Source organism: Cyanobium sp. BA5m-21 (genome assembly GCF_024346235.1).
Lineage (GTDB): Bacteria > Cyanobacteriota > Cyanobacteriia > PCC-6307 > Cyanobiaceae > Cyanobium_A > Cyanobium_A usitatum.
The window spans coordinates 1-22,595 of sequence record NZ_JAGQCO010000031.1; the positions used below are offsets into that span (position 1 = coordinate 1).

Below are 22,595 nucleotides of genomic sequence, written 5' to 3' on the forward strand. Positions count from 1 at the left end.
CAGCGACTCAGAAAACTTACAACACCGTCGGCTCTCGCCTTCTTCGTCGTAAGCCTGCTCGCTTCGGGATCTTCCCCCTTGCGCGCAGTCCAAAAACATATCACCTCCAACGCCCTTCTGGCAAGGACCCGTATCGAGCGCGACAGCGCATCAAGCCAAAACCATTGCGGCCAGGCATGTAGGTGCATTCCATTTGCTGCCTTCCCCCTGGCGCCGCTGCAGGCCTTTCAGCGCCAATTGCGCCAAGAGTTGGCCAATAGGGAAGCCACTGGGGCAGGGAGGCTCCCAGAGCTCTGCCAGGGACGGGCCAAAGCAGCTGAAAGAGCCTCTCTATTCATGCCATAAAAAAAGCCGCGACCGAAGTCGCGGCTCAATGAGGGGACCTAGACAGAATGCCTAGGCTGATTTGCTCCTAAATCTCAGAACAGACCAAGGGTGAGTGACTTGTCGATCGGCATAGCTGCGCCAATGCCGAGATAAATCGCAAACACCGTGCCGAACAAGAAGGTGGCCATGGCCACGGGCCTGCGGAAAGGATTCTGAAACTTATTGAAACTCTCGATGAAGGGCACCAGCATCAGGCCCAGGGGGATCATCGTCTGCAGGGCAATGCCCAAAAGCTTGTTAGGAACGACCCTGAGGATCTGGAAGACCGGATACAGGTACCACTCAGGCAGGATCTCGAGAGGGGTTGCAAACGGATCAGCCTTGTCGCCCAGCATGGCCGGATCCATGACTGCCAAACCAACCATGCAGCCAATGGTCCCGAGGATTACCACGGGGAACATGTAGAGGAGGTCGTTGGGCCAGGCTGGCTCACCGTAGTAATTGTGACCCATGCCCTTCGCCAACTTGGCGCGGAGCTTGGGATCGGTGAGATCGGGCTTCTTAAGGATGTGCATGGCAGCTGCCGGCAGCAGGGATCTTTGTAGTAATGGTGTGGAGCTTAAGGGGTGAGATTCGGGAGGCGAGAGGCCTCGAATCAATAGGTCACAAGGGACCAGAGATGCCCTGCTTCCGGATCATCAGGAAGTGCATCAGCATGAAAACGGCAAGCAGCCAAGGCATCACAAAGGTATGCAGACTGTAAAAGCGGGTCAGAGTGGACTGACCAACGCTCTCTCCACCGCGGAGAAGCTCAACCATGAAATCACCGATGACCGGCACAGCCGCAGGGACTCCAGAAACAATTTTGACGGCCCAGTAGCCGAGTTGATCCCAAGGCAAGGAGTAGCCGGTAACGCCGAAGGAAACGGTGATCACCGCCATGGTGACGCCAGTAACCCAGGTGAGCTCCCTGGGACGCTTGAAACCACCGGTGAGATAAACGCGGAAGACGTGCAGGATCAGCATCAGCACCATCATTGAGGCGCTCCAGCGGTGCACAGACCTGATCAACCAGCCAAAGCTGACGTCGGTCATCAGGTACTGGACAGAGGAATAGGCCTCGGCCACCGTTGGCTTGTAATAGAAGGTCATCGCAAACCCAGTGGCGAACTGGATAAGGAAGCACACCAGGGTGATGCCGCCCAGGCAGTAAAAAATGTTGACGTGGGGGGGCACGTATTTCGACGAGATGTCGTCGGCAATCGACTGGATCTCAAGGCGCTCGTCGAACCAGTTGTAAACCGGGTTCGAAGCCTGTCCGGAGTTTCCAGCAGGAGTGTTCGCCATGCAGCTGGGGTATTGGTTGAGAGATCCTACCGATGACCTCGAGCCGCTTGTGAGTGTCCAGCCCTCTAAGCCAGCGCCTTCTCAACCGTTTGCAACAGCCGTGAAAAACCTTTTGGCAACACTGCTGCAGCGTTTGCTTGGCCCCGTGCTGGCCCTAGCCCTGCTGGCAGCCTCCGGCGCCTCGGCCTTGGCCCTCAGCGATACCCAGCAGCTGGTGGTTGAGGCATGGCGCCTAGTGAACCAGAGCTACGTGGATCCCGGACGCTTTGAAACGGTGCATTGGAAGCGGCTGCGCCAAAAAGCGCTCGAGCAACCAATCAACAGCTCAGGAGATGCATACGACGCCATCGAATCAATGCTCACCCCCCTTGGGGATCCCTACACCCGCCTTTTGCGGCCTGCCGACTACGCCACCCTGCGCTCCAACACTCAGGGCACCGTGACCGGAGTGGGACTGCAGCTGGGCTTGCGCAGCAACGACCAAGCAGTCGTTGTGATCGCCCCACTGGACGGCTCCCCCGCCGCTGAAGCCCTTATCCCTAGTGGCGCCGAGGTACTGCAGGTAGATGGCCAGAACACTGGGGGGCTGGGGCTGGAACGCACCGCAGCCGCCCTGCGCGGCCCCGCCGGGAGCCGGGTGCTGGTGCAACTCAACATGCAAGGACAGCCGCGCGAAGTGGAGCTCGAACGGCGTGAGGTGGAGCTGCGTCCTGTGCGCAGCAAGCGGCTGCGGGTGGGAGAGCACACGCTCGGCTACCTACGTATCACCCAATTTTCTGAACCGGTGCCCCAGGACGTGCAGGAAGCCCTCGCCGATCTCAACAGCAAGGCGATCGAGGGACTGATTCTTGATCTGCGCAACAACTCCGGCGGGCTGGTGAGCGCCGGCTTAGCCGTGGCCGACGACCTGCTCAATGGCGAGCCCATCGTGGAAACCCAGGACCGTGATGGACTCAGCTCGCCCCAACAGGCCAACCCCGGCATGCTCTTCGACGGGCCGATGCTCACCCTGGTGAACGGCGGCACAGCTAGTGCCAGCGAAATCCTGGCGGGAGCACTTCAAGACAATGGCCGCAGTGAGCTGGTGGGAACTCAAACCTTCGGCAAAGGGCTGATTCAGACCCTGATACCCCTGGGCGACACCAGTGGCCTGGCCGTAACCGTGGCCCGTTACCTCACCCCCAGTGGCAGGGACATTCAGCACCAGGGAATCGCACCGGATCTAGTGCTGCCCGAACCCGAACCCTTAGATCCCGGCGGTGAGGGTGACAGCTGGCTCGATGCCGCGGGCCGCTTGCTGGCCAGCCGGCTGGAAGCGACCCTCTGAATATGGGAGAGCGCACTTATCACGATCCACTGCACGGAGCGATTCGACTCGATCGCACCGATCCAGCTGAAGCCCTGGCCATCGACCTGATCGATTCCGCTCCCTTCCAGCGCTTGCGCCGAGTACGTCAATTGGGCCCAGCCTTTCTGACCTTCCATGGAGCCGAGTCCAGCCGCTTCACCCATTCCCTCGGGGTGCTGCACCTAGCCCGCCTAGCCCTGCAACAGCTGGAGCGCCACCACCTTGAACTGGCGGAACATCGAGCCGTGCTCTACGCCGCGGCCTTGCTGCACGATGTGGGCCATGCTCCCCTAAGCCACTCCGGCGAGGAGATGTATGGGCTGCACCACGAGGCTTGGTCGGGGCGTCTGATCCGGGAGCATCCGGCCTTGCGCGACCGCCTCGAAGCCCACTCCCCCGGCACGGCCAGCGTCGTGGCCGACCTGCTAGAGCACGGCCGCCACCCCTGCCCAGCGATCAAGGCCCTAGTGAGCAGCCAGCTGGACTGCGACCGGCTTGATTACCTGGTCCGCGATAGCTACAGCACGGGCACTACCTACGGGCGACTGGATCTCGAGCGGATCCTGGCCGCCTTCACCTTGGCTCCCGATGGCCAGCTGGCGATCACCCCAAAGGGCCTGATGGCCGTGGAGCACTACCTGGTGGTGCGCAACCTGATGTATCGCAGCGTCTACAACCACCGGCTCAACGTGGTGTGCAACTGGCTGCTCAACCAGGCCATCGCCACCGCCCGACGCCTGGGACCAAAGCGAGTTTGGGCCGACCAGGTGATGGGCCGCTGGCTGTGGCACTGCGACGCTCTCGATCTGGAGTCATTTCTTGCCAACGACGACATCCGCACTGGCTACCACCTGATGCGCTGGATGGAAGAGGGCCCGGACGAACTGCAGGATCCTTGCGGTCGGCTGCTGGAGCGGCGTCTACTCAAGGCCACCGATGTGAGTCACTGCAGCCCCGCCCAGCGACTGGAGCTCCTGGCTGCAGCGAGGCAGTTAAGCGAAGCAGAGGGCCTGAGTGCCGAAACCAGCTGCGGCCTACAGCAGCGCCAGAGCCGCGGTTATCACCCCTACAAGGGTGGCCTGCGCCTTTGGGATGGCGAGCACCTACAGGCCCTGGAGCAGCGCTCAAACCTGGTGCAAAGCCTCACTGTTGAAGTCGAGCTGGCCTGGCTGATCCATCCCGGTGAGGTGGCACCTAGGTTGCGCCAATTGCTGGGGCGCTGAGGGGGAATGGGGATGGAGATAGGGCCGGGAACGGAGTTGGAGCCTGCTCGGGGAGCCTTGTTGGTTGCAGACGAATCTGGGCGAGGCAGCCACCGGCTAGTGCTGCCCGCCTCTTGCCAGACCCCTTTGCCCGCTCTGGTGCAACAAGCAATCGATAGCGGCGCCCTGCTGGCTAATCGGCCAATCGAGGGCCAGGTGCTGCTCGAGGCTGGGGCCTGGCGTATCGGCCTAAGCCAACTTGGCGAGCTGCAGCGCACCCTGAACGGCCGGGGGCTTGAGCTGGTGACGATCTGCAGCAGTCAGCCCCACACCCACGTAGCAGCTGCGGGGCTGGGGATCTTGAGCCAGTGGCCTAATACAACCGCTCCAGAGAGCCCCGCCAAACCAGATTCCGACCTGCAAGTGCATCGGGGCACCCTTCGCTCCGGCGACCATCTGGAAACATCGGGCAGCGTGCTGCTGCTTGGGGACGTAAACCCAGGGGCGCGGATTTCAGCCGCAGGCCATGTGCTGGTGTGGGGGCGATTGAGGGGTGTTGCCCACGCCGGCTGTCAGGGCGACAACTTCGCCCGCATCGTGGCCCTGCAGCTACGACCGCTGCAGCTGCGCATTGCCGGGGCGGTGGCTAGGGGCCCCGAGGGCACCCCCCCAGCCGGGTTTGCCGAAGAAGCTCGGATAGTGGCGGGCGCCATCCAAATAGACCCGGCCCAACCAGTCTGGCCCCTTAGCGGTTAATTACACCCAGACCGCCCAGTACACCGGCCACCGCCATAAACCAGAGCGGCGAAATGCGGGTGCGCAACATCAGCACGCAAACCAGAACTGACACCACCACCCCAGCCCAATTGGTGTCAGCCGTGCGCAGAATCTTGAGCCCCACGGCAAACAAAATTCCTAAGGTTATTGGCCCTAGGCCTCGCTCAAACGCCACGCGCCAGGGGGAGTGTTCAAGGCGCTTCCAACTAAGGCAGGCCATGACCATAAGCAAGGTAGAGGGCAACAGGATCGCTGCTTCGGCGCCGTAGGCGCAGAGCAGGGCCCAGAAAGGCCCCTCCCGCCAGCCGGCCCCGAGACCAAGCAAACCCACCAACATTGAGCTGGGACCAGGTGCCGCCTCCGCCAGGGCATAAAGATCGGCGAATTGGGTATTAGTGAGCCAGCAAAACTGGGCCACCGCCAAATGGTGATATTCCGCCAGCAGGGTGTTGCCACCGCCAAGTGAAAACAGCGACAGCGATAAAAACTGCCACAGCACCTGCACCAAGGTGCCCAAATCCGAGAGGCGAGCTGGCTCACACGCCACCGCCGCGGCCAGCAGCCCACTCATGGATTGCTCTGCCGGCGGGGCCAATACCAAGCCATGGCCAAGGGACCGGCGATCAACACCACTGGAATCAAGCGCTGGTTAAACAAGCTGAGTGCCAGAAAGACCACCACAGCAAGCAACAAAGCAACCCGATCATTCCAATACTGATCAAGAATCTTGAAACCCATGGAAAGGGCCATCCCTGCTGCCGCAGCCACCACTCCGGCCAGCACCCGATCTACCGAGGGGATGGTGTGGAAATGGAAGTAGGCCAAACCCAGCCCCATCAACAGGCTGAAGGGGAGCAGCAACATGCCGGCCAGGGCTACTAAAGCGCCTGGCAAACCGTGGAACTCGGCACCGATGTACACGGCCATGTTGATCTGGTTTGGCCCGGGGAAAAGGCGGGCAACCGTGAGTCCGGTGAGGAATTGCTCGTTGGACATCCAACGGCGCTGCTCGACCACAATCCGCTGGCTCCAGGCGGACAGGCCACCACCAAAGGCCGAGAGCGCCACCTGGAGCATCCCCCAGAACAACTCAGAAAGGCTGGGGCGCCGCTCAGTCATGGACGAAGTGGGGATCTGGTGGCAATTCGCCGTCCTCGTGCAGGCTGGGATTAAGGGGATCTGGAGCGTGATATTTCTTTGCCGCATCCCAATCAGCCTGGAAGGTGCTGCGCAGCCTCTCCACCACCTCGGGAGCATCGGATTCGATGCCAAGCTCGCGCCGCAGATCAAAGGCACTGCGATCGATGTTCATGGAACCGGTCTGGGCGTAGGCACCGTCAACCAAAAGCAACTTGGCGTGCAGTTTTAGATGCTTCTGCCGCCGCACCTTCACACCAAAGCGCTCCATTACCCGCAGCGAAGAGAATGTGTCGTAGATGTCCCAGTCGGAGATGCCGTGCTTGCCACCACAGAGGAAGCGCACCTTCACGCCGCGCTCCCGGGCCGAAATTATTCTCTCCAAAATCACCGCATCCACAAATTTTGGGTGCTGAATCCAAAGGCTTTCGAGCGCCATATCAATGATCCTGGCCATCTGGCCGCGGCTGTGAACGCTGCTCCACACCAGGCCCACAGTGAGATCGGGATGGAAAAAGCTGCGGTTCCAGTCGGCCTCAAAGCAAGCGATCACCTGCTCCACCACAGGCACTGCATAACTGACGACCCCGTAGTCACGGGTCTCAGTGAAGTATTTGTCGCTGAGGTTAAAGGTGGCAATTAGCACGCAGGTGGAATCCACCACCAGCGACTTCTCATGGGTGACTGGAAAGGCTTCGCTGGTCCAGGCCACCTGAATGCCGCAGGCATCGAGGCGGGCATGGGCCTCATCATTCCAACGGTCACCGCCGGAGGTGTGCGGATTGAGCATCACCCGCACCAGCACGCCACGCTGCTGAGCCCGGATCAAGGCCTGCTCAATGGTCTCCGACTGCAACTTGAACTGCTTAATCCGAAGTGTCTCCTGGGCAGAGTCGATCAAAGCCACCACAGCCACTGCGCCGTCATCGGGCATCACCAGCAGCTGCTGGTGATGGTGCAGATGGTTAGGCCCACCTGGGGTTTGGGTCATCCCTTCTCAGAGCCTGAACACCCCTTTTAGAGCAGCTGCCGCCAGTAGCAATGCCAGCCCCAATACCTGCAACTCAAGGTTTTGGCCTTAACCTGACCTCAATCCAGCCTGTGCCGTGGCAGCCACGTCTACCCGCTACATCCTGATCTGCTCCGGCAAAGGAGGCGTGGGCAAAACCACCCTCACCGCCAACCTCGGCATAGCCCTTGCCAAGCAAGGGGCTCGCACCGCCGTTCTCGATGCCGACTTCGGCCTACGCAACCTCGACTTGTTGCTCGGCCTGGAAAACAGGATCGTTTACACAGCCCAGGAGGTGCTGGCCGAAACCTGTCGCCTGGAGCAAGCATTGGTGAAACATAAGCAGGAGCCAAATCTGGCCTTGCTTCCCGCTGGCAATCCACGGATGCTTGAGTGGCTCCAGCCCGACGACATGCGAAAGATCGCTGCCATGCTCGGCGAGCACTTCGATTACGTTTTAATCGATGCGCCGGCAGGCATCGAGGGGGGCTTTAGGAACGCGATGGCGGCCGCACGCGAAGCAATCGTGGTCACAACACCGGAGGTTTCGGCCGTGCGCGATGCCGACCGGGTGATTGGCCTGCTCAACAGTGAAGGCGTAAAGCCGATCCAGCTTGTGCTGAACCGGGTGCGGCCAAAAATGATGGCAAATCAGGAGATGCTGGGCGTCAGCGATGTCACCGACATCCTGGCCCTGCCCCTACTTGGCCTAGTGCTGGAAGACGAACAGGTGATTGTGAGCACCAACCGCGGTGAGCCCCTCACCCTCACCGGCAATAGTTCCCCTGCTGGCCGCGCTTACACCAATGTGGCTCGCCGCCTGCAGGGTGAAGAGGTGCCGCTGATCGATCCGAGCAAAGAGCGCCAAGGGCTGCGGGCCACGATCGGGCGCCTGATGCAAACCAAGATCTTCTGAAGCCGATGACCTTGCTTGATGTGATCAACAAACTGTTGGGGCGGCAGCCCGCCAGTGCCAACACGGCTAAGCAGCGACTGCAGTTGGTGCTCGCCCACGACCGCAGCGACCTCAATCCCGAGCTGCTGCAACAGATGCGCCGCGAAATCCTTGAGGTTGTGAGTCGTTATGTGGAAATCGACTTTGAGGAAGGGGATGTGACCCTGGAAACGGAGGACAGAGTTACGGCCCTGGTAGCCAACCTGCCGATTCGGCGAGCCAAGCTGCCGGCTCCCGCCCCTATCCCTGAGTCAACCCTGGAGAACGAGATCAGTTCCTGAGACGGTGTGGGAACTCTTAGGGGCAGCCACACCAATGCCATGCCCTGTTCAACCGCCTTCGAGCATTCAGAACTTTCCGCCGCAGAGCGGCGTGTGCTCGAGCAACTGGAACGGGGCTACAGCAACAAGGCAATTGCCGCCGCCTTAATTCTCAGCAGGCGCACGGTCGAAAGCCATATGTCGAGCCTGCTAGCCAAAACCGGCTGCCAAAGCCGCACCCAGCTGCTGCTCTGGGCGCTGGGTGAGCGATAAGCTCAGAACACGAAGCCGCCAAGCGACTTCCATTGCCGGCTTAGCTCAGTGGTAGAGCAGCGCTTTTGTAAAGCGAAGGCCATCGGTTCAAATCCGTTAGCCGGCTTTCAGATCCAAATCGGTCGTGGCAGCTATGGACACGGGTATCTGCATAGCGGACGTGCTCAACACCGATACCAACATTGATCAAACGCACATAAGGGACGAGTTGACAGATAGCAAAGGAGCGCATCGCTACCGAGCTGCCTCAAAGCAGGCTGAGTCATGCCCCACCCCCGAATACTGATCATTCTCCTATATCAAGCAGCCGAAGAGAGATTTCAATCATCACACCGCGGTGTTTCAACCATCCGTTGCCTACCAGAGTTCATCATCTCTGTGTAGGAAAGAGCCCTTGGCCATTCCGGTTCGAAGGCAATAGTCCTTAGGTCTTCTCTTTGAGCCCTAGGTTTGCCTGCAATGAGTTTTCTAACCATCCATGCCACGGACAAGGAAACGACCAGAGCAACAAGGACTGTCATGGGCTCTCCGCAGATCTTGCCTTCCAAATTATGCAGTAGAAACAGCTTCCACCTGAAATACACAGAGCCAAGATCACCAGCGTCTGTGGATCGGCTGAGGTCACCAAAAAAATGGCGGTGCACTGCGACACCCTGCCGGTGAGCAACCAATCCGGCCAGGGAGACTGGAGCAACTGGCGCCTGCCGCTATCTCAACAGAAGTGGTCCGCCACAGCCAAACCGTTACTAGTCCAAACCCAGGCGCCCTAGGTGTCCCCCTGGGCTCGCCCAGCCAGAAGCCAGATACCAAGGGCCAGCAGCAACCAGGGCAAAAAGCTGAGCTCCATCAAGTCGGACAACACCTGCAGCAAGGGCGCCATAGCCCAATAAAACACCGCTACCGAGACCGCCACCACAACAATCAGAGCTCCCATGCCTACGCGCTCCTAAATGCCTGGGGGCAGTAGAGCACCGGCCCGCAATACCCGCCAGCCGCCCTCAGCGCGCCAAGCAACAACCGTGCTGGCCTGACCTGCAGCGAGGGGCCAGGGGATCGGTGCCAGAAGCGGCACCCCGGGAAATTGCTGGGCAGCCTCCTGAGCTGTACATGCGGCCGGACAGCCTGAAATGTTAGCGCTGGTTGTAGCCAAGGGGCCACTTAGCTGCAGCAAGGCCTGGGCTTCCGCACTGGCCGGCAGCCGCAGGCCCAGGCTCGACCCACCGGGATTAAGGGCCTCTGCCACCACTCCAACGGCAGGTAGCACCAAAGTGACCGCCCCTGGCCAGGCCCAAGCAGCCATCTCCAACCACTCAGTGCGCGGCGCTACGCCAAGGCAAGCAAACAGTTCTTCGGAGCTGGCCGCCATCAAAATCAAAGGCTTGTCTGCCGGGCGTTGTTTCAGGCGCCAAAGCTGGTTGGCCTGGCCAGGTGAAGCCGCCAGGGCTGGCAAGGTATCTGTGGGGAACAGGGCAGCTGAACCCTGAAGGAGCAGTGCCGCCAGATCTGGCGGCTCCACGGCTGGAGATGGAACCGGCAACAATCCGGTCTTAATGGTCATGGCAATCCCTGCCCGATCCTGGCCAGCGAGCCGACGCAAAGCGCTCTACACCCTCGAGATCCCCATGGGAGCGCACCTCGGCATATCCGGCAGCACTGAGTAGGTCGATCACCGCATGGCTCTGGTCGAAGTGATGCTCCATCAGCAACAGGCCTCCTGGAGCAAGAGCCGCCGCCCCACCCGCCACTATTAGGCGCAAGGCATCGAGTCCATCGACTCCACCATCGAGGGCTATTACGGGCTCATGCTCCCTCACCCCGGGCTCCAAACCAGCCCATACCGCTGTCGGTATGTAGGGGGGATTGCTCACCACCAGATCAAACTGTCCCCACCAGGGGCTCAACGGCTGCCACCAACTGCCCTCCAGCAATTGGACCCGATCGGCAACGCCTCCTGCCGCCAGATTGAGGGCCGCCTGACTAAGCGCCCCTGGACTGCAGTCGACGGCCCAGCCGCGACTGGAGGGCCAGGAGAGGGCCAAGGCCAGGGCCATACAGCCAGAGCCGGTGCCGAGATCGGCCCAACAGCCCGCGCTGGAAGGGGCCAGCTCCAGGGCCAGCTCCACCAGTAATTCCGTTTCCTGTCTAGGGATCAGCACTCCTGGGGCGACGCTGATCTCCAGGTCACGCCAGGGGCAGCGCCCCACAAGGTATTGAAGAGGCTCGGCCGTATCGAGATGGCAGCGCCACATCGCCTCCAATTGGTTGAGATCACAGGCCAGTTGAACCGGCAGCTGAGCATGAAGCCGCAGCTGCTGTTGAGCCCGCCAGGGCAGGCCTCCCGCCAGATCCAGCAGCCAGTCAAAGTCTCCAGGGCTCCCGCCCAGGGCTAGTTGCTGTCGGCGCCAGGCCAACAACTGCTCCCCATCGAGCTGCCCATTCACCATGGATTAAGGCTAGGCCGGACGCCAGCAAAGCCCAGGCTCAGCCCGCACCAGCCCTTGAAGCTCCAAGGCCAGCAGACGGGAGGCAAGGGAGGCCGCAGGCTCCTCCAGCATCAGGCAGAGCTGCTCAAGCGAAGCTCCGTGCCCCAAGGCTGCTAGCAGCGCTGGATCGGCTGATCGCAGCAGCCCATGGGAGGCCGCAGGAGCAGCGGGATCTGGCGAGGCCAGGGGGCCAGGCCCTAGCTGGCGAATTAAATCTGCGGGCTCAAGCAGCACCGTGGCGTCTTGGGCGAGCAGACGATTGCTACCGGCAGCAGATGCCTTGCCCGCATCAGCCGGCACGGCCCAGACCGGCAACTCCTGCTGCATGGCGAGGGTGGCCGACTGGAGAGCCCCACTGCGCATAGGGCACTCGACCACCACCACCGCCCGAGCCAGGCCGACCTGCAGCCGGTTGCGAGCCGCAAAATGGCCTGCCTGCACCGCAGTGCCCGCCGGCAACTCGCTTACCAGCAGCCCCCCGGCACCCACCTCAGCCTGCAACTGCTGATGGTGCCTGGGATAAACCCGCTCAAGGGGAGTGCCCAACACCCCCACAGGCCGGCCGCCCTTGGACAAGCAGCCTCGGTGGGCGGCTCCGTCGATCCCTTCAGCCAGGCCACTCACCACCGGCCAACCCGCCTGGGCAAGGGCCGCACCGATCGCCTCAGCCATGGCCAGCCCATGCAGGGAAGGCCGGCGCGTGCCCACAACCGCAATGGCCTGGCGGCGCCGAAGCAGGGGCCACAACCCGCCCTTACCCCGCCAATACAGGCGCAGAGGCGGCCGCGCCAAGGCGAGCAACTCGGGCGGAAAGGCCGGATCAGCCGGCACCAACACCCCCTTGCCGCCGCGCAGCTCTTGGCAGAGACGGGGCAAGGGATCGGGACCCCAGCGATCGCGATAACGCTGCAGCTGGCGGCAGCCCACCGCACCAAAACCGGCAAGGGCAGCAAAGGCCTCGAGCGGTGCGCCCCAGGCTGCCGACCAGCCACAAAAGTTGTCCCTAATGGCAACCAGCCGCTGGGCGCCAATGCCTGGACAACCCGACCACAGCAGCCACCAAAGCCGCTGCTCCTGATTCCAACCGGCGCCATCGGCGCTCCGCAGCAGCCCCTGAATCGCCATGACGCCTTCAGTACAGATGTACTGATCCTAATGCGGTCCCCGCGCCAGGGTCGCAACCGCGGCCTCCAGATCCGCGGGCAAGCGGCGCACCAGCCGGCGCCGATCCAGCCCAGGGGCGCTCTCCACCAGCACAAGCTCAACCCTTGCCTCAGCCGCCAGCTTTCCGCTTGCAGCAACAAAACGGCTTCGCCAGGGCAATTTCAGGCCAAAGCGCGGCAGCACCTCGCTCCACAGCTGCACTGCTTCGCCGTGAAACAGGGGCTGCTTGTAGTCAATGGTCAAACTCACCACCGGCAGCTCCAAGCCCCGAGCGGAAAGATCGCTGTAGGCGATACCAGCTGCAGCCAGGGCCTCTACCCGCGCCTCCTCAAGCCAAGCCAAGTAAGCGCCATGCCACATCACGCCGGCGTGATCCGTGTGTTGGGGCAGCACACGGCGCTCCAGCAACCAGCCCTCAGACACTCTTTTCACCAAAGCTGGGCCTGCTTGGCCGAAGGGGGATGGTTCCGGTGTGGCGGGCAGATGGTTCGCGCTTGCAGATCGGACATAGGGTGACAGGCAGCCTGCTACTTCGAGTCGTCTCAGTGTTTCGCAACGTTCTAATCGCCGATTCCGGCAAAGGCCACGTGGAAGAGATGGTGCGCATGCTGCGCGACATCCCGGCGGTGCGTGCGGCCCGCATCAACCTGCTGCACGTGGTGCCTGAGCAGGCTGGTGAGAGCTTCGCGGACCAATCCCAGAAAGCGGCGACTATCGCCGCCGAAGCCGTGCAACGGCTCGGGCTCAACCCCAGCGAGGTGAACACAATCATTCGCCAGGGAGACACCAAGCAAACGGTGCTGAAGGTGGCCGACGAACTCAACAGCGACCTGATCGTGATGGGCTCCAGAGGCATGGGTCGCCTTCAATCGATCCTTAGCAACAGCGCCAGCCAATACGTATTCCAGCTGTCGACCAGGCCGATGCTGCTGGTGCGCGACGACCTTTACATCCGCCACATCAACCGGGTGATGGTGGCCATCGATGGCACCGGGGTCGGAGACGACGCCCTGAAACTGGCCTGCGAGCTTGTGCGGGAGATTCCTGGCGGCAGCCTCACCGGCGTGCACGTAACCCGCCAAGACATCACCCCTTCTCGGGGCGGCAAATCCCCAGCGGATGAAGTACTCGAGAAAGCCAGCCAGCGAGCCCGTAGCTACGGAGTGGAGCTCAAGGCAGTGCACCTCAGCGGCGATGTCGGCCGCAGGGTGTGCGCCGCCGCTGAGGATCTCAAAGCCGACCTGCTGGTGATCGCTTCCCAGGATCGGCGCCCGGTGGTTGCTCGCAGCCTCGTCGACATCGACCGGCTACTGGGCAGCTCGGTGAGCGACTACATCCGCGTTCACGCCCCAGCCCCTGTGTTGCTGGTGCGGGAGCCTGAAGGGAGGCGCTAGCCCCCCTGGCGGCTGTTGGTTTGGATGTAAAGAATGATCAAAAAGACCGCGGGAACCAACACGAACAAAAGGCTGGCAACAAAGCCGAGATCGTTGGTTTCCATGGCTGAAGGGGAAGTGAGGGGAGGGTATCACCGCCAAATGGGCGCTTCTCAGGAGGCTTCACCGCTCGTTGCGGTTGGCGCCTGTTCTTCACCCTCGCTGGGGCCTTCAGCCCCATCCTCTAAATCCTCGTCGCCTTCCTGTACCGGAGGGGCAGGCCAGGCTGTGGGGCCGATGGGCAGGGGCTTGGTCTGGGCCTCCGCCACCAAATTTTCCTGGTCGGCCATGCCCACTTGGGGCCGAGTCAAAACCAAAACAGACTCCTGAACCATGGCTTGACAGGCAAGCCGCCAGGTTTGGGGGCGCCGGCGCAGTTTTTGGTCTTCCACGGGAGTGCGGCCGCTTAGCACCTGGGCAGCGGTGCCCTCCGGAATGGCCACAAAGCAGGTGATGCACTGGCCGCAGCCGCCGCAATTACCTAGGGCACCCTTGAGCCCGTAGAGCTGAATGCCCTCCCGCAAAGCCACTTCTCGCAGGTTTTCGCCGGGGTAGCACTCAATGTCGCGGCCCTCGCGAACAAATCGGATCACGGGCATGAAACCTTTCTGCAGAGGTCTTCATTCTGGGCCAGGCCGTTGCGGTCCGTTACCTGGAGCGCACGGCGGCCGGAGCGCCCCTTACGATCGCCCAACCCACCCAGAACTACCCCCATGGGATTGCCCTGGTATCGGGTGCACACGGTCGTGATCAACGACCCGGGCCGATTGCTCGCCGTGCACCTCATGCACACCGCCCTGGTTGCCGGCTGGGCCGGCTCCATGGCGCTCTATGAGCTCGCAATTTTTGATCCGTCCGACGCGGTACTCAACCCGATGTGGCGCCAGGGCATGTTCGTCATGCCCTTCATGGCCCGACTCGGCGTTACCGGCAGCTGGGGCGGCTGGAGCATCACCGGCGAGACCGGTGTTGACCCAGGCTTCTGGAGCTTTGAAGGTGTGGCTGCAGCCCACATCGTCTTTAGCGGCCTGCTCTTCCTGGCCGCCATCTGGCACTGGACCTACTGGGATCTAGAGATCTGGCAGGACCCACGCACCGGCGAACCAGCCCTCGATCTGCCCAAAATTTTTGGCATCCACCTGCTACTAGCCGGCCTTGGTTGCTTCGGATTCGGGGCCTTCCACCTCACCGGGGTCTTCGGGCCTGGCATGTGGGTCAGTGATCCCTATGGAGTCACGGGTCACTTGGAGGCAGTCCAACCATCTTGGGGACCAGAAGGATTCAATCCCTTCAACCCTGGCGGCATCGTGGCCCACCACATTGCCGCTGGCATCGTTGGAATCATTGCTGGCATTTTCCACATCACCACTCGACCGCCGGAGCGCCTATATAAGGCCCTTCGAATGGGCAACATCGAAACGGTGCTGGCCTCGGCCATCGCGGCCGTGTTCTTTGCAGCCTTCATTGTTGCCGGCACGATGTGGTATGGCGCTGCTGCAACCCCTGTAGAGCTGTTTGGCCCCACCCGCTATCAGTGGGACCAGAGCTACTTCAAGACGGAAATCAATCGTCGAGTCCAAACAGCTCTCGACAACGGAGCCACCAAGGAACAGGCCTATGCCTCGATTCCTGAGAAGCTGGCCTTCTATGACTACGTCGGCAACAGTCCTGCCAAGGGCGGCCTGTTCCGGGTTGGTCCGATGGTGAATGGCGACGGCTTGCCCACCGGCTGGATTGGCCACATCTCCTTCACTGACAAAGATGGCCGGGATCTGGAAGTGCGCCGCCTGCCCAACTTCTTCGAGAACTTCCCTGTGATTCTCCTAGACCAAGAGGGCATCGTGCGAGCTGACATTCCCTTCCGCCGTGCTGAAGCGAAGTACTCCTTCGAGCAGACCGGCGTAACCGCAACCGTTTACGGAGGCGCCCTCAACGGCCAGGTCTTCACTGATCCTGCCGATGTGAAGCGCCTGGCCCGCAAGGCCCAGCTCGGGGAAGCCTTCGAATTTGACCGCGAGACTTATCACTCCGACGGTGTATTCCGTAGCTCGCCCCGCGGCTGGTTCACCTTTGGCCACGCCACCTTCGCCCTTCTCTTCTTCTTCGGCCACATCTGGCACGGTGCTCGCACCCTGTATCGCGATGTATTTGCCGGTATTGATCCTGACCTTGGCGAACAAGTGGAATTCGGTCTCTTCCAGAAATTGGGAGACCGCTCGACCCGTCGTCTGCCCGAGGGCTACGTGCCCCCGGCAGGCAGTCCCCTCAGCTGAACGCCAGCACCCCCGAGGACATCCATGGAAAGCTTCGCTTACATCCTGATCCTGGCCCTGGCCATCTCCACGCTCTTCTTTGCAATCGCCTTCCGCGATCCCCCCAAGATCGGCAAATAATCAGCCAGAGCCCTTTAAAGCCCCTGCTTCGGCAGGGGCTTTTTTGTTGTGCAATAGGCGAATGCAGGCCTTTCCAAATGAAAAAGTGCTGCTTACACTTGAAAGACACGCCCGGATGCCAGGGATGCAATGTCCCTCATGCCAACACACCGATAGCCGGGTGCTCGAATCTCGAGCGGCCGACAGTGGTCGCAGTGTGAGGCGGCGGCGTGAGTGTCTCAACTGCGAATTCCGCTTCACTACCTATGAACGGGTAGAGACAGTGCCCATCACTGTGGTGAAGCGCAACTCCTCGCGGGAAACCTTCAACCGCGTCAAGTTGCTGCACGGGCTGCTGCGCGCCTGCGAAAAAACAGGCCTAGAGCCGGCCCGGCTCGAAGGGGTAGTGGATGAAATCGAACTCCAACTGCAGCAGCGCAGCGGACGGGAGGTGAGCAGTGCCGAAATCGGTGAACTTGTGCTTCAGCAGCTCAGCGAAATGAGTGAGGTTGCCTATGTGCGCTTTGCCTCTGTCTATCGCCAGTTCCAGGGCGTAAGCGACTTTGTGTCCACCTTGGAAGGACTGCACAAGCGCAGTGGTGGCCGCTTGCGCAAAGCCAGCTTGGCCACGGTCAGCTGACCTGGTTCAGCTGACCTCGTTCAACTGACCGTGGTCAAAGCAACGGAAACACGCTGCTGCCGAATTGGTACAGTGACAAATCGGGTTTGCTCTGCTGGCGGGCAGATCACCCGTTCCTTTCCTACTGCTTCAGGCAGACCGCCACCTATCCATGACCGTGACCCCTTCCGATACCAGCACTGAAGCGCTCAACCAAGAAGCGACCAGTGCCGAGGCCGAGCTCGACTTCGCCGCCGCCATGGGCGATGACCTCGATCTAGCTATTCCGGAAGAGGTCCCCACCGCCGATGACCCCAGCAGTCGCGCTGCATCCCGCAACGACGCTGATGGCGTGGGTTTCACCCTCGATGAGTTTGCGGCGCTGCTGAGCAAGTACGACTACAACTTCAAGCCGGGTGACGTTGTCAACGGCACCGTGTTTGCCCTGGAATCGAAGGGCGCCATGATCGACATCGGCGCCAAAACAGCGGCGTTTATGCCCGTTCAGGAGGTGTCAATCAACCGGGTTGAAGGTCTCAGCGACGTTCTCGTGCCAGGCGAGATCCGCGAGTTCTTCATCATGAGTGAGGAGAACGAAGACGGCCAGCTCTCGCTTTCCATCCGCCGCATTGAGTATCAGCGTGCCTGGGAACGGGTGCGCCAGCTGCAGAAAGAAGACGCGACCATCTACAGCGAAGTGTTTGCCACCAACCGTGGTGGCGCCCTCGTACGGGTTGAAGGCTTGCGCGGCTTCATTCCCGGCAGCCACATCAGCACCCGCAAGGCCAAAGAAGAGCTGGTGGCCGACTTCCTGCCCCTCAAGTTCCTTGAGGTGGACGAGGAGCGCAACCGCCTGGTGCTCAGCCATCGACGCGCCCTGGTGGAACGCAAGATGAATCGCCTCGAAGTGGGCGAAGTGGTGCTCGGCACCGTGCGCGGCATCAAGCCCTACGGCGCCTTCATCGACATCGGTGGAGTCAGCGGCCTGCTCCACATCTCCGAAATCAGCCACGAGCACATCGAGACACCGCACACGGTGCTCAATGTCAACGACCAGATGAAGGTGATGATCATCGACCTGGATGCCGAGCGGGGCCGGATCTCCCTCTCGACCAAAGCGCTCGAGCCCGAGCCCGGCGACATGCTCACCGATCCCCAGAAAGTGTTCGATAAAGCCGAGGAAATGGCCGCCCGCTATAAGCAGATGCTGCTTGAGCAGGCCGAAGACAACGAACCAATTGGCGTCACCCTCGACTGAGCCAGGCCCAACAACGAGTCCTCCATGGCTGAGCTGTTTCTGCGGGGAGAACCCCTGGCCGATGCCACGGGAACACCATTCCCAATCGAAGCGGTGTTGTTCGACAAGGACGGCACCCTTTGCATCAGCGAACCCATGCTCCACACCCTGGCCGAGGCCAGGGTTTTTCATGCCTGCGAGCTATTGCTGCTGCGCCACCCGGAGCTACCCGCCAGCCGAGGCGACGAGCTGGCTCAGCTACTGCAGCGGGCCTACGGGCTCCGCAATAGCTCTATCCATCCGGCAGGCGCCACGGCCGTCGGCTCCCGCAGCCACAACCTGATCTCCACCGCCACAGCGTTGGCCCAGGTTGGCCTTGGCTGGCCAGAAGCCCTTGAACTCAGCGAAAGCATATTTACGGCCACCGATGGCCTGCATGGCCAGGGGAGTGAGCACCGGCCCATCGCCACCGCCGGACTCCACGATTTGATGCAAGCACTACAGGAAGCAGAAGTGGTGTGCGCCGTGATCAGCAACGATGACGAGGCTGGCATCGAAGCTTTTCTGGCCAGCCAAAACCTCAGGTCCAGGTTTCAAGGCCTGTGGAGTGCAGACCACAACCCGCGCAAGCCAGACCCGGCGGCGGTGCACGCACTCTGCGCCCAACTCGGAATACAGCCCAACCGTTGCGCCCTGATCGGAGATGCCAATAGCGACCTGCGCATGGCCCAGCAGGCGGGGGTGCCCGTGGTGCTCGGCTATGGGGCGGGCTGGAGCATCGCTCCGCCGCTAAATCCCCGCTTCCCCTGCCTGCAACATTGGCGCGAGCTCCAAGTAAACGGAGGTCAGCACATAAGCTGAGTTCAGTTGATTCAAGGCTGCATGAGCCGCTACGTCTTCACCTCCGAGTCGGTAACAGAAGGCCATCCCGACAAGATCTGTGACCAGGTGAGCGATGCGGTGCTCGACGCCCTGCTGGCCCAGGACCCGGCTTCTCGAGTTGCCTGCGAGACCGTGGTCAACACCGGCCTTTGCCTGATCACAGGTGAAGTAACAACAACCGCCCGGGTTGACTTCAACACCCTGGTGCGGGGCGTGATCAACCAGATCGGTTACGCCGGTGCCCGCGCCGGCGGCTTCGATGCTCACAGCTGCGCCGTGCTGGTGGCCTTAGACCAGCAGTCCCCCGATATTGCCCAGGGGGTAAATGAGGCCGACGACCACGATGGCGACCCCCTCGATCTGGTGGGAGCAGGCGACCAGGGGATCATGTTTGGCTACGCCTGCAACGAGACGCCAGAGCTAATGCCTCTGCCGATCAGCCTGGCTCACCGACTGGCGCGGCGGCTGGCGGAGGTGCGTCACAACGGCAGCCTCACCTATTTGCTGCCCGACGGCAAAACCCAGGTGAGCGTCGTCTACGAAAACGAAGTGCCCGTGTCGATCGACACGATCTTGATCTCCACCCAGCACACAGCTGAGATCGATGGCATCTCGGACGAAAAAGCGATTCGGGAGCGCATTGCCGCCGACCTCTGGAGCCACGTGGTGGAGCCCGCCACCGCCGATCTGGCCCTCAAGCCCTCCCAGCCAGACACTCGCTTCCTGGTGAATCCCACCGGCAAATTTGTGGTGGGCGGCCCCCAGGGTGACGCCGGTCTAACGGGCCGCAAAATCATCGTCGATACCTACGGCGGCTATGCCCGCCATGGCGGTGGCGCCTTCTCGGGCAAGGATCCCACCAAGGTGGATCGCTCCGCCGCCTACGCCGCCCGCTACGTGGCTAAAGCCCTGGTGGCCTCAGGCCTGGCTCGCAAATGCGAAGTGCAGCTCAGCTACGCCATCGGCGTAGCCAAACCTGTGAGCATCATGGTGGAAAGCTTCGGCACGGGCGCCATCAGCAATGCCGACCTCACCACCCTGGTGCAGGAGCAGTTCGACCTGCGCCCCGGGGCCATCATCGCCAACTTCGGTTTGCGGGAGCTGCCCCAGCAACGTGGCGGCCGCTTCTATCAAGATGTGGCTGCTTACGGCCATTTCGGCCGCACCGACCTGGATCTGCCCTGGGAAAACGTGGACGCCATCGCTGCCACGCTCAAGCAGGTCACCGCGGCGCAGGTCAACGCCTGAACTGCCGGCCCGGCGGGTGAACACGGCACTTGCCCTTGGGGTGGATCTGGGCAGTAGTGGCCTGCGGATTGCCCTGATAGGGCCAGACGGCGAGCAGCTGATCGAAGAGGCCAGCCCCTATCCATCCAGCCTGGAGGAGCCTTTGGGCTGGGCGGAGGGCCTAACCAGCCTTTGCGGGCTGCTGCCAGCAGCTACCCGCAAGCAGGTTGGCGCCCTGGCGGTGGATGGCACCTCCGGCACCCTGCTGCTATGCCGTCCCAATGGCCAGCCTGGCCCTGGCTGCCTAGGCAAAGCCTTGGCGTATCACTTCGCTTGCCGTGAGCAGGCCCCTATTGCTGCAGCCATGGCCGGTTCAGGCCCAGCCGCCAGTGCCAACGGCAGCCTGGCCCGGGCCCTCCACCTGCTGGCTCAGGCCCAGGAAATCGGAGCGGGCGGCCCCTGGCTGCTGCGTCACCAGGCCGACTGGCTAACCGGCTGGTTACTTGGTGACTGGAGCTGGGGAGAAGAGGGCAACAACCTGCGCCTCGGCTGGGACCTACAACGGCAGGGCTGGACTGGCTCGATCGGGCGCCAGCCGTGGTCCACTGCCTTGCCGGCGATTCGCCCCAGCGGCGCGGTGCTGGGGCGAATCGCTGCTACGACCGCCCGAAAGCTGGGACTTGCACCTGGCTGCCAGGTGGTGGCAGGCAGCACCGACGCCAACGCCGGGGTGCTAGCCGCCCAGCCTGGTAGGGGCGATGGCGTCACCGTGCTGGGTACCACCCTGGTGCTCAAACAGTTCAGCCCCAGGCCGATCGAAGGGCCAGGCATCAGCTGTCACCGAGTGGCAGGCAGCTGGCTGGTGGGTGGCGCCTCCAATGCCGGAGCCGGCATCCTGAGGCGCTTCTTCAGTGACGGCCAGATCGAAGAGTTGAGCCGCCAGATCGATCCTCGCCAGCCCACGGGCCTGCAGCTGCGGCCTCTGCCAGCCCGTGGGGAGCGCTTTCCCGTGGACGATCCTGATCTCGAGCCGCTGCTAGGCCCGCGCCCGATCAGCGACGTCCGCTACCTCCAGGCCCTGCTGGAGGGCCTCACAGCCCTCGAGAAACAGGGCTGGCAGCGGTTGCAAGCGGCCGGCGCCCCCGCCCTGGAGCGGGTGATCACCCTGGGGGGCGGGGCCCGCAACCCCCAATGGCGGCGGCTGCGCCAGCAGAGCCTCGGCATACCGGTGCTGAATCGACCGGGGTGCACAGCTGCCCTTGGCATGGCCAGAATGGCCGCAACAGCCCTGCAAAAACCATGAACGACCGCCTGCGCTCTGTGATCTCCATGGCGGTGTTTGTGGTGCTGGCTGGCTATGTGGGCTTCAGTGCCCTGCGTCTTGGCCTGTTGTTGTGGCAGCGCTTCGGCGCCGCCTAACTCCCTCAGCAGCTTCGTCCGAGCCAGAATCATTCCCATACCCACCGCCGCTCAGCACCATGGCCGCCGACCCCATCACCCCCGCCGTGAGCGATCGGATTTGCCGACACATGAATGACGACCATGCCGAGGCGGTGCTGGCCTATGCCCGTCACTACGGCGGCCTAGGCGCAGCCGAAAAGGCAAGCCTGGTAGCAGTCCGAGCCGAAGCCATGGAGCTTGATGTGGATGGCGCCAAGGTCACAGTGCCCTTCGACCACTGCATTAGTGACAGTGAAGATGCCCATCGCACCCTGGTGGCGATGTTGCGGGCCCTGCCCCGCTGAAGCCGGCGGCGTGGGAACCCTGCGGGAAACCTGCAGACCCATCCATGGCCTCCTGGCCCCCTGGCCCAACTCCCCTAACGGCAGGGCTGTTAAAGCTGCTGCCACTGGACTGGATCGCCAAACCACCAAGCCTGCACGCCGATCTGGCGGCGGAATTAGCCGTGGGGGGACGCCAGGGCAGTGATCCCATCCATTGGTGGGCCGCTGGCATGTACTCGGGGCAGCTGCGCCGGCAGCTTCTTTATCTGCGCACCCATCCGAATCCAGCAATGGTGGCAGTTCTGGCACAGCAACTAGCCACAGGACTGGGCGCCGAACCTTGGGCCAGACCACCCCTGCTGGTTGCGATCCCCAGCTGGAAGCGGCGAGCCAACCCTCTGCCCAGCCTCCTGGGCAGAGCCCTTAGCTGGCAACTGGGCTGGCGCCAAGTACCCCTCCTGCAACGCAGTCGGGCAGTGCTGGGCCAGCACCATCTAGGCCGCGAGCTGCGCTGGGCTAACCAGGCAGGAGCCTTTCGCTGCTCCGCGTCTGGGCAGCAACAGCACCCCCGGGATAAACCTGCGGTGGTGCTGTTGGACGACATCCTCACGACGGGTGCTACGGCCTGCGCCGCCGCTGACAGCCTGCGCGACCAGGGCTGGCAGGTGGCTGGCATGGCCTGCCTGGCCCGAACCCCATGGCAGGGTCGTGATCTAAGATCGATTCGTCGCTTAGGCGACGGGCCGGGATAGCTCAGTTGGTAGAGCAGGCGATTGAAAATCGCCGTGTCCCCAGTTCAAATCTGGGTCCTGGCATTCT

Annotated in this window: 28 protein-coding genes and 2 tRNA genes; 18 read left to right on the plus strand and 12 right to left on the minus strand. The window is 62.1% G+C overall.

The window, feature by feature from the left end:
• Positions 1-419: 419 nt before the first annotated feature.
• On the minus strand, positions 420-902 hold the full coding sequence (gene petD / locus KBY72_RS10040; protein ID WP_106632801.1) for a cytochrome b6-f complex subunit IV: 483 nt from the start codon (positions 900-902) through the stop codon (positions 420-422).
• Between the two features lie 88 nt (positions 903-990).
• Complete coding sequence (gene petB, locus KBY72_RS10045; RefSeq protein ID WP_106632802.1) at positions 991-1,674, minus strand: cytochrome b6; 684 nt, start codon at positions 1,672-1,674, stop codon at positions 991-993.
• A 100-nt stretch (positions 1,675-1,774) separates the two neighbouring features.
• Between petB and ctpZ the strand changes: the two genes are divergently transcribed.
• From ctpZ to minC, 3 genes are read left to right on the plus strand one after another with little or no spacing between them, the layout of a single operon-like run.
• Positions 1,775-3,001, plus strand: a complete 1,227-nt coding sequence (ctpZ, locus tag KBY72_RS10050) for a carboxyl-terminal processing protease CtpZ (protein ID WP_254961214.1) — start codon at positions 1,775-1,777, stop codon at positions 2,999-3,001.
• 2 nt (positions 3,002-3,003) lie between these two features.
• Positions 3,004-4,245, plus strand: coding sequence for an HD domain-containing protein (locus tag KBY72_RS10055; protein ID WP_254961215.1), 1,242 nt, complete (start codon positions 3,004-3,006; stop codon positions 4,243-4,245).
• 57 nt (positions 4,246-4,302) lie between these two features.
• Entirely contained in the window at positions 4,303-4,980 is a 678-nt protein-coding gene (gene minC, locus KBY72_RS10060; RefSeq protein ID WP_254961216.1) for a septum site-determining protein MinC, read from the plus strand.
• On the opposite strand, the gene KBY72_RS10065 is transcribed toward minC, so the two are convergent.
• From KBY72_RS10065 to KBY72_RS10075, 3 genes are read right to left on the minus strand one after another with little or no spacing between them, the layout of a single operon-like run.
• The gene (locus KBY72_RS10065) at positions 4,970-5,572 is read right to left on the minus strand and encodes a chromate transporter (RefSeq protein ID WP_106632805.1); all 603 of its coding nucleotides are present in this window, start codon (positions 5,570-5,572) and stop codon (positions 4,970-4,972) included. The genes minC and KBY72_RS10065 overlap by 11 nt on opposite strands.
• Positions 5,569-6,120 carry a chromate transporter gene (locus KBY72_RS10070; protein WP_254961218.1) on the minus strand — a complete coding sequence of 184 codons (552 nt, stop codon included), beginning with the start codon at positions 6,118-6,120 and terminating at the stop codon, positions 5,569-5,571. Before KBY72_RS10070 ends, KBY72_RS10065 begins: the two co-directional genes overlap by 4 nt.
• A complete protein-coding gene (locus tag KBY72_RS10075; RefSeq protein ID WP_254961220.1) occupies positions 6,113-7,129 on the minus strand; it encodes a phospholipase D-like domain-containing protein in 1,017 nt (338 codons plus the stop codon). Before KBY72_RS10075 ends, KBY72_RS10070 begins: the two co-directional genes overlap by 8 nt.
• 115 nt (positions 7,130-7,244) lie before the next feature.
• On the opposite strand from KBY72_RS10075, the gene minD reads away from it, so the two are divergent.
• The 4 genes from minD to KBY72_RS10095 all read left to right on the plus strand — a co-directional run bounded on the left by minD (position 7,245) and on the right by KBY72_RS10095 (position 8,741).
• Complete coding sequence (minD, locus tag KBY72_RS10080) at positions 7,245-8,063, plus strand: septum site-determining protein MinD (protein WP_254961223.1); 819 nt, start codon at positions 7,245-7,247, stop codon at positions 8,061-8,063.
• Between the two features lie 5 nt (positions 8,064-8,068).
• Entirely contained in the window at positions 8,069-8,383 is a 315-nt protein-coding gene (minE, locus tag KBY72_RS10085) for a cell division topological specificity factor MinE (protein ID WP_254961228.1), read from the plus strand.
• 39 nt (positions 8,384-8,422) lie between these two features.
• Entirely contained in the window at positions 8,423-8,635 is a 213-nt protein-coding gene (locus tag KBY72_RS10090) for a response regulator transcription factor (RefSeq protein WP_106632809.1), read from the plus strand.
• Between the two features lie 34 nt (positions 8,636-8,669).
• Positions 8,670-8,741: transfer RNA gene (locus KBY72_RS10095), tRNA-Thr, on the plus strand.
• Between the two features lie 660 nt (positions 8,742-9,401).
• Here KBY72_RS10095 and KBY72_RS10100 read toward each other — a convergent pair.
• The 5 genes from KBY72_RS10100 to KBY72_RS10120 are packed head-to-tail and all read right to left on the minus strand — an operon-like array spanning position 9,402 to position 12,705.
• Positions 9,402-9,569 carry a hypothetical protein gene (locus KBY72_RS10100; RefSeq protein WP_254961229.1) on the minus strand — a complete coding sequence of 56 codons (168 nt, stop codon included), beginning with the start codon at positions 9,567-9,569 and terminating at the stop codon, positions 9,402-9,404.
• Between the two features lie 12 nt (positions 9,570-9,581).
• Positions 9,582-10,193, minus strand: a complete 612-nt coding sequence (locus KBY72_RS10105; protein ID WP_254961230.1) for an L-threonylcarbamoyladenylate synthase — start codon at positions 10,191-10,193, stop codon at positions 9,582-9,584.
• Positions 10,183-11,079, minus strand: coding sequence for a peptide chain release factor N(5)-glutamine methyltransferase (gene prmC / locus KBY72_RS10110; RefSeq protein ID WP_254961231.1), 897 nt, complete (start codon positions 11,077-11,079; stop codon positions 10,183-10,185). Before prmC ends, KBY72_RS10105 begins: the two co-directional genes overlap by 11 nt.
• 9 nt (positions 11,080-11,088) lie before the next feature.
• The gene (locus KBY72_RS10115) at positions 11,089-12,243 is read right to left on the minus strand and encodes a DNA-processing protein DprA (protein ID WP_254961232.1); all 1,155 of its coding nucleotides are present in this window, start codon (positions 12,241-12,243) and stop codon (positions 11,089-11,091) included.
• Positions 12,244-12,270: 27 nt separating this feature from the next.
• Positions 12,271-12,705 carry an acyl-CoA thioesterase gene (locus KBY72_RS10120; protein WP_409995492.1) on the minus strand — a complete coding sequence of 145 codons (435 nt, stop codon included), beginning with the start codon at positions 12,703-12,705 and terminating at the stop codon, positions 12,271-12,273.
• Positions 12,706-12,827: 122 nt separating this feature from the next.
• Here KBY72_RS10120 and KBY72_RS10125 point away from each other — a divergent pair, with 122 nt between their 5' ends.
• Positions 12,828-13,676, plus strand: a complete 849-nt coding sequence (locus KBY72_RS10125) for a universal stress protein (RefSeq protein WP_254961234.1) — start codon at positions 12,828-12,830, stop codon at positions 13,674-13,676.
• Here the strand turns inward: KBY72_RS10125 and psbM are convergent.
• Positions 13,673-13,780 carry a photosystem II reaction center protein PsbM gene (gene psbM, locus KBY72_RS10130; RefSeq protein ID WP_015109223.1) on the minus strand — a complete coding sequence of 36 codons (108 nt, stop codon included), beginning with the start codon at positions 13,778-13,780 and terminating at the stop codon, positions 13,673-13,675. The genes KBY72_RS10125 and psbM overlap by 4 nt on opposite strands.
• A 48-nt stretch (positions 13,781-13,828) precedes the next feature.
• The gene (locus KBY72_RS10135; RefSeq protein WP_254961235.1) at positions 13,829-14,314 is read right to left on the minus strand and encodes a 2Fe-2S iron-sulfur cluster-binding protein; all 486 of its coding nucleotides are present in this window, start codon (positions 14,312-14,314) and stop codon (positions 13,829-13,831) included.
• Positions 14,315-14,428: 114 nt separating this feature from the next.
• Between KBY72_RS10135 and psbB the strand changes: the two genes are divergently transcribed.
• The 10 genes from psbB (at position 14,429) to KBY72_RS10185 (ending at position 22,591) form a co-directional block, all read left to right on the plus strand.
• Positions 14,429-15,988, plus strand: coding sequence for a photosystem II chlorophyll-binding protein CP47 (psbB, locus tag KBY72_RS10140; RefSeq protein WP_254937552.1), 1,560 nt, complete (start codon positions 14,429-14,431; stop codon positions 15,986-15,988).
• Between the two features lie 24 nt (positions 15,989-16,012).
• Positions 16,013-16,108: a photosystem II reaction center protein T gene (locus KBY72_RS10145; protein WP_010314684.1), complete on the plus strand. Its 96-nt coding sequence runs from the start codon at positions 16,013-16,015 to the stop codon at positions 16,106-16,108.
• A 124-nt stretch (positions 16,109-16,232) separates the two neighbouring features.
• Positions 16,233-16,727, plus strand: a complete 495-nt coding sequence (gene nrdR / locus KBY72_RS10150; RefSeq protein WP_106632821.1) for a transcriptional regulator NrdR — start codon at positions 16,233-16,235, stop codon at positions 16,725-16,727.
• Between the two features lie 151 nt (positions 16,728-16,878).
• Positions 16,879-17,964 carry a 30S ribosomal protein S1 gene (locus tag KBY72_RS10155; protein ID WP_254961238.1) on the plus strand — a complete coding sequence of 362 codons (1,086 nt, stop codon included), beginning with the start codon at positions 16,879-16,881 and terminating at the stop codon, positions 17,962-17,964.
• Positions 17,965-17,988: 24 nt separating this feature from the next.
• Entirely contained in the window at positions 17,989-18,804 is an 816-nt protein-coding gene (locus KBY72_RS10160; RefSeq protein WP_254961239.1) for an HAD family hydrolase, read from the plus strand.
• Between the two features lie 21 nt (positions 18,805-18,825).
• Positions 18,826-20,073: a methionine adenosyltransferase gene (gene metK, locus KBY72_RS10165; RefSeq protein ID WP_254961241.1), complete on the plus strand. Its 1,248-nt coding sequence runs from the start codon at positions 18,826-18,828 to the stop codon at positions 20,071-20,073.
• 16 nt (positions 20,074-20,089) lie between these two features.
• The gene (locus KBY72_RS10170; RefSeq protein ID WP_254993499.1) at positions 20,090-21,355 is read left to right on the plus strand and encodes an FGGY-family carbohydrate kinase; all 1,266 of its coding nucleotides are present in this window, start codon (positions 20,090-20,092) and stop codon (positions 21,353-21,355) included.
• Positions 21,356-21,530: 175 nt separating this feature from the next.
• The gene (locus KBY72_RS10175) at positions 21,531-21,797 is read left to right on the plus strand and encodes a DUF2470 domain-containing protein (RefSeq protein ID WP_254961244.1); all 267 of its coding nucleotides are present in this window, start codon (positions 21,531-21,533) and stop codon (positions 21,795-21,797) included.
• Between the two features lie 44 nt (positions 21,798-21,841).
• The gene (locus KBY72_RS10180) at positions 21,842-22,528 is read left to right on the plus strand and encodes a ComF family protein (protein WP_254993500.1); all 687 of its coding nucleotides are present in this window, start codon (positions 21,842-21,844) and stop codon (positions 22,526-22,528) included.
• Positions 22,519-22,591, plus strand: a tRNA-Phe gene (locus KBY72_RS10185). Before KBY72_RS10180 ends, KBY72_RS10185 begins: the two co-directional genes overlap by 10 nt.
• The last annotated feature ends 4 nt before the right edge of the window (positions 22,592-22,595 follow it).

What these genes read in the sequence shown, in the direction of transcription:
- petD (WP_106632801.1), bottom strand. Translation starts at nt 902, where the DNA reads ATGCACATCCTTAAGAAGCCCGATCTCACCGATCCCAAGCTCCGCGCC.
- petB (WP_106632802.1), bottom strand. Translation starts at nt 1,674, where the DNA reads ATGGCGAACACTCCTGCTGGAAACTCCGGACAGGCTTCGAACCCGGTT.
- KBY72_RS10055 (WP_254961215.1), top strand. Translation starts at nt 3,004, where the DNA reads ATGGGAGAGCGCACTTATCACGATCCACTGCACGGAGCGATTCGACTC.
- KBY72_RS10065 (WP_106632805.1), bottom strand. Translation starts at nt 5,572, where the DNA reads ATGAGTGGGCTGCTGGCCGCGGCGGTGGCGTGTGAGCCAGCTCGCCTC.
- KBY72_RS10070 (WP_254961218.1), bottom strand. Translation starts at nt 6,120, where the DNA reads ATGACTGAGCGGCGCCCCAGCCTTTCTGAGTTGTTCTGGGGGATGCTC.
- KBY72_RS10075 (WP_254961220.1), bottom strand. Translation starts at nt 7,129, where the DNA reads ATGACCCAAACCCCAGGTGGGCCTAACCATCTGCACCATCACCAGCAG.
- minE (WP_254961228.1), top strand. Translation starts at nt 8,069, where the DNA reads ATGACCTTGCTTGATGTGATCAACAAACTGTTGGGGCGGCAGCCCGCC.
- KBY72_RS10090 (WP_106632809.1), top strand. Translation starts at nt 8,423, where the DNA reads ATGCCCTGTTCAACCGCCTTCGAGCATTCAGAACTTTCCGCCGCAGAG.
- KBY72_RS10100 (WP_254961229.1), bottom strand. Translation starts at nt 9,569, where the DNA reads ATGGGAGCTCTGATTGTTGTGGTGGCGGTCTCGGTAGCGGTGTTTTAT.
- KBY72_RS10105 (WP_254961230.1), bottom strand. Translation starts at nt 10,193, where the DNA reads ATGACCATTAAGACCGGATTGTTGCCGGTTCCATCTCCAGCCGTGGAG.
- prmC (WP_254961231.1), bottom strand. Translation starts at nt 11,079, where the DNA reads ATGGTGAATGGGCAGCTCGATGGGGAGCAGTTGTTGGCCTGGCGCCGA.
- KBY72_RS10115 (WP_254961232.1), bottom strand. Translation starts at nt 12,243, where the DNA reads ATGGCGATTCAGGGGCTGCTGCGGAGCGCCGATGGCGCCGGTTGGAAT.
- psbM (WP_015109223.1), bottom strand. Translation starts at nt 13,780, where the DNA reads ATGGAAACCAACGATCTCGGCTTTGTTGCCAGCCTTTTGTTCGTGTTG.
- KBY72_RS10135 (WP_254961235.1), bottom strand. Translation starts at nt 14,314, where the DNA reads ATGCCCGTGATCCGATTTGTTCGCGAGGGCCGCGACATTGAGTGCTAC.
- psbB (WP_254937552.1), top strand. Translation starts at nt 14,429, where the DNA reads ATGGGATTGCCCTGGTATCGGGTGCACACGGTCGTGATCAACGACCCG.
- KBY72_RS10145 (WP_010314684.1), top strand. Translation starts at nt 16,013, where the DNA reads ATGGAAAGCTTCGCTTACATCCTGATCCTGGCCCTGGCCATCTCCACG.
- nrdR (WP_106632821.1), top strand. Translation starts at nt 16,233, where the DNA reads ATGCAATGTCCCTCATGCCAACACACCGATAGCCGGGTGCTCGAATCT.
- KBY72_RS10155 (WP_254961238.1), top strand. Translation starts at nt 16,879, where the DNA reads ATGACCGTGACCCCTTCCGATACCAGCACTGAAGCGCTCAACCAAGAA.
- KBY72_RS10160 (WP_254961239.1), top strand. Translation starts at nt 17,989, where the DNA reads ATGGCTGAGCTGTTTCTGCGGGGAGAACCCCTGGCCGATGCCACGGGA.
- metK (WP_254961241.1), top strand. Translation starts at nt 18,826, where the DNA reads ATGAGCCGCTACGTCTTCACCTCCGAGTCGGTAACAGAAGGCCATCCC.
- KBY72_RS10175 (WP_254961244.1), top strand. Translation starts at nt 21,531, where the DNA reads ATGGCCGCCGACCCCATCACCCCCGCCGTGAGCGATCGGATTTGCCGA.
- KBY72_RS10180 (WP_254993500.1), top strand. Translation starts at nt 21,842, where the DNA reads ATGGCCTCCTGGCCCCCTGGCCCAACTCCCCTAACGGCAGGGCTGTTA.